The organism is Rhizobium sp. P1_E1, assembly GCF_056406015.1.
Genome location: NZ_JBFUAY010000307.1, coordinates 1 through 4,324, shown reverse-complemented (window position 1 = coordinate 4,324; position 4,324 = coordinate 1). Strand labels below are relative to the sequence as shown.

The 4,324-nt window shown below is 61.1% G+C and carries 3 protein-coding genes; 2 read left to right on the top strand and 1 reads right to left on the bottom strand.

The features are described 5' to 3' along the window. A partial coding sequence (locus tag AC1D1Z_RS34565; protein WP_477853298.1) for a response regulator transcription factor occupies positions 1-199 on the bottom strand: 199 nt, incomplete at its 3' end. Between the two features lie 581 nt (positions 200-780). On the opposite strand from AC1D1Z_RS34565, the gene AC1D1Z_RS34560 reads away from it, so the two are divergent. Beyond that, positions 781-1,419, top strand: coding sequence for a response regulator transcription factor (locus AC1D1Z_RS34560; protein ID WP_018246394.1), 639 nt, complete (start codon positions 781-783; stop codon positions 1,417-1,419). Between the two features lie 730 nt (positions 1,420-2,149). Then, positions 2,150-4,324 (top strand): ATP-binding protein (locus tag AC1D1Z_RS34555; protein WP_477853296.1); only part of this gene is annotated, 2,175 nt, incomplete at its 3' end.

Sequence of the window (4,324 nt, the reverse complement as noted above, 5' to 3'; positions counted from 1 at the left end):
GATCGAGCCCGCTCATTCCGGGCATATTGATGTCCGTCACGAGGCAGGCCGTGCGGCGGATATAAGGGAATCTCAAGAAATCATCCGCGGATGAAAAGGTTTCGGCATCAAATCCCATCGACCTCAAGAGCCCCTTGATAGCCTCCCGCATCGACTCGTCGTCGTCGACGATCGCAATCAGAGGTCTCTTGGTTGGCACTGCCGCCTCCCAACTTCGCCGATCAGCATCATGCCGAATTAGCGTTGTGGCGCGCTCGACTGGAAGATTTTAGTATTGAACGGCGGCAAAGGCAGCGCAAGCTATACGATCGTATAGAGTATCTAAGACTTGTGGAGCGAGCTGGGTATTTGCCCAAAAATCGCCCGTGCTCCGATTGGAATATTCCGGCGAAGAACTTCTTTTCGATTGTACGCAATGCATGCTCGATCACTCGACACAGCATCGAAAGTGCTTGAGGTTTGCTTTCCCCGCGCCGCCCGACACTTGCGGCACGCGTCCCTTGTGACGGTAGGCGCCGACCTTGTGGCATCGGCACGCCATGGCAAACTCAGGACGTGCAAGCGCTTTTGGAGACCGCCCGCATCTAGCCTTGTGGCCGAGGTAATTATCGCGCATTCTGGTGTGAGAAGAAAAGCCGCTTCGGCACTAGCGAAGGAGAGAGGAGGAGTGTTCTCATCGCGTGACTGGCACTGCGCTGGTTGGGCTTTGCCCGCTGCTGCTGCGTTGGGGGTGGACAGTATAAATCCCAAGACGTCGATTCACCTTGAGGGCCCTGACGATTGACCGAGGCGCCAGCAACCATCATTGTCATCGATGATGACCCGGAAATCCGCGAGGCGCTTGGCAGTCTGCTGCGTTCCGTCGGCTTTGCCGTCAATCTCCTCGCTTCGGTGGGCGACTTCCTCAGGTCTGAGCGACCAGACGGACCGACCTGTCTCGTGCTCGATGTCCGGCTTCCGGGGCAAAGCGGTCTTGATTTTCAGCTCGAGCTGTCGCGAGAAAATATTCAGCTGCCGATCGTCTTCATCACCGGGCACGGCGACATTCCCATGTCCGTCCAGGCGATGAAAGGGGGCGCGGTYGAGTTCCTGACGAAACCGTTCCGAGACCAGGATTTGCTCGACGCCGTTAACGTCGGCTTGGCACGCGACCGCGTGTGGCTTGAAAATGAAAAGGCATTGGCGACGGTGCGCGCGCGTTTCGATAGCCTGACCCCGCGGGAGCGCGAGGTGATGGCTTTGGTGGTGACCGGAAGGCCCAACAAGCAGATTGCCGGCGATCTAGGCGTGAGCGAGATTACAGTGAAGGTTCACCGCAGCCAGGTCATGCAGAAGATGGGCACCAGATCCCTGCCCGAACTCGCGCGTATGGCTGATAAGCTGATGCTCGCTCCGGGAAAGCCGCAAACGCACTCATAAAGGACCTGGCCGCGCGAATAGGTCACCCCCACCTCATTGGTTATCGATCCTTCCTGATGGCCAATAGCCCAGGCGGGAGCCCTGCTCTATTGTGCGCGTTCCTTTCCTCCCATCCTCCCAGGCCGGATCGCCACCGATCGGCCCGCCTTGGCCTCCCACCCCGCGGGAGGCTTCTTTTTGGCCTCAGCCCGGCAAGACACTTTCGACTCCAACGAATCGCAACCGACGGCACGACTGAGGCCCAGGACGACTTCGCCGACATGACTCGCTGAGCAGAAGTTCGCTGATGGGTATCGGCGCCGGTATTCCAAAGTATCGCGAAGGCGAAACCACAGTATAATTTCCCGTCGTCCCTTCCGTCGCTAGACTCTATCCGTTGCCTCCGGAGACAGGTAGCGAATCCCCCCGTTGCTACCCACCAAGCTTCGGCGCTCCCTTCATCCGAAGCTCTGCGGGTCCATGACCCGCCCGACCGCCCAGCAGCCGCTGGGCGGTCTTTCGTAGAGGCGGACCACGCATCGAACGGGCGGGTGGCCGCTCGTTGTTGGGACGAACAGGCGAGATGTGGTAAGAAGATGGCGAAGTGGTCGCGGTCGCAATATGTGCTCGCTTTGRCCAATYTGACGGGACGGATCTCCGAAACGAAAATGGCAGTGCCAGATCCGACAGGCGAGATGCCGAAGTCGGCAAGCAGGCACATCCTCTTGCTTCGGCGTTGGTGGAGATGAGTTTGGAGGTTCTTTGGGAGGACGGTGATCGCGTGTTCCGGCGGGAACGGCGCCTAGGTGCCGACGGCAAGTGGAACCCGGTACTGGTCGTGCTTTCGGCCCTCGAGTACCCGACACCTTCGAGCCTCGGCCGCCTCGACCATGAATATGGCTTGAAGGACGAACTTGATTCTGCATGGGCGGTGCGACCGCTTGAGTTGGTGCGCGAAGGCGGCCAGACGATGCTGGTGCTTGAAGATCCGGGCGGCGAGCCGCTCGCCCGGGGGCTCGGAACGGCGATGGAACCGGAGCTTTTCTTGCGCCTCGCGATCGGCATCGCCGCCGCGCTGGGCAAGGTCCACCAGCGCGGTCTCGTCCACAAGGACATCAAACCGGCCAATATCCTGGTAACGGGCACGGGCGCCGAGGTGCGGCTAACAGGCTTCGGGATCGCCTCGCGCCTCTCCCGCGAGCGCCAGGCCCTCGAGCCGCCCGAAGTGGTCRCCGGAACGCTTGCCTACATGGCCCCCGAACAGACCGGGCGCATGAACCGCTCGATCGATTCCCGCAGCGACCTTTATGCGCTCGGCGTGACCCTTTACGAAATGCTTACCGGGAGCCTGCCCTTTTCCGCCTCCGACCCAATGGAATGGGTGCATTGCCACATCGCACGGCAACCGACGCCGCCCAACGAGCGGGCGGTGGATGTTTCACCGGCGGTATCGGCCATCGTCATGAAGCTGCTCGCCAAGACGGCCGAGGAACGATACCAGACGGCAGCCGGCGTCGAGCACGATCTGAGGCGCTGTCTCAGCCAATGGGAAATGCGGTGCCCGACCGACGCATTCCCGCTTGGCGAACGCGATATCCCGGACCGCCTGCGGATTCCCGAGAAGCTGTACGGGCGGGACCACGAGGTCGAGACCTTGCTCACTGCCTTCGACCGCGTGGTGTTGAGCGGGGCGCCGGAGTTGGTCTTGATCTCTGGCTATTCCGGCATCGGCAAGTCGGCGGTGGTCAATGAACTCCACAAAGTTCTGGTGCCGCCGCGCGGCCTGTTTGCGTCCGGCAAGTTCGATCAGTACAAGCGCGACATTCCGTATGCGACCCTGGCACAGGCTTTTCAGAGCCTTATCCGGGGGCTTCTCGCGAAGAGCGACGCTGATTTGGCACTCTGGCGCGAGACCCTGAGAGAGGCGCTGGGGCCGAACGGACGGCTGATGGTCGATCTCGTCCCCGAACTGAAGCTCATCATCGGCGAGCAGCCGCCGGTGGCTGAACTTCCGGCACCGGACGCGCAACGGCGGTTCGAGCTGGTATTCCGCCGTTTCATTGGTGTCTTCGCCCAGCCCGAGCATCCGCTGGCACTGTTCCTGGATGACCTGCAGTGGCTTGACACGGCGACACTCGATCTGCTGGAAGACCTCCTGACGCGGTCGGATCTGCGACACCTGATGCTGGTTGGTGCCTATCGCGACAACGAAGTAAGCGCCGCCCATCCGCTGATGCGGACACTTCGCGCGATCAAAAGCGCCGGCGGCAATGTCGCGGAGATCACGCTTGCGCCGCTTACAAAAGACCATCTCCGGCAGTTGATCGCGGATGCGCTCCACTGTCAGCCCGATCGTGCGGCCCCGCTCGCACAAATGATGCACGACAAGACTGGCGGCAATCCGTTCTTCGTCCGTCAGTTTCTATTTTCGCTCGCCGAGGAGGGAATGCTCACCTTCGATCATGAYGCGGCATGCTGGTCCTGGGATCTCGGTCGCATTCACGCCAAGGGATACACCGACAACGTCGTGCACCTCATGGTCGGCAAGCTCGCGCGCCAGCCGCTCGAAACGCGGGAGGCGTTGCAGCAGTTCGCCTGTCTTKGAAACATCGCTGATACCACGATGCTTTCACTCGTCCTCGGGATCCCGGAGGAGCAAGTCGCCGGGGCCTTATGGCCCGCCGTCGCTCATGAGCTGCTCGAGCGGCTGCCAGACGCCTACCGGTTCGTCCACGATCGCGTTCAGGAAGCGGCCTATTCGCTGATCCCGGAGGAGCGACGCGGCGAGTTGCACCTTCGTATAGGGAGACTGCTTGCGGCGAACACCGCGCCGGAGTTGATTGACGATTATGTCTTCGAGATTGTCAGCCAGCTCAATCGGGGAGCCACGCTGATCACGTTGACCGAGGAGCGCGAGCAACTGGCC